Here is a 288-nt window from a genome sequence, read left to right as displayed (position 1 = left end):
TGCAAAGTGTGTTGCTCGATGTATTCCAGCGGCTGCATTCCCTCGCGGCTCACCAGTCGATTGAGTTCGACCCGTGGCAAACGAACGGCCAGCAAACAAGTGCCTTCTTCGTCGTGTTCTTCTTTATGTACGGCACCCAGTTCGAAGAACTGTGCACGCAGTCGAGCAAAACGCTGCGGCAAGCGCAAGGTGCCAACGAACAATTCGCCGCCCAGCAACTCGGCAATCGCCTTCTCAAGCAATTCCAGGCCGCTGCCATCGCGTGCCGAAAGCCAGACCCGCTGGGGC

Annotated in this window: 1 pseudogene; it reads right to left on the bottom strand. The window is 58.0% G+C overall.

The annotated features are described in order from the left end of the window. Positions 1 to 288 (bottom strand): annotated as a pseudogene (locus ACZYR5_RS29670) (GTPase HflX); the annotation flags it as partial.

Source organism: Pseudomonas sp. F007 (assembly GCF_057814275.1).
Note: the sequence above shows the minus strand (reverse complement) of the source record. Positions and strands in the feature narration are given on the sequence as shown.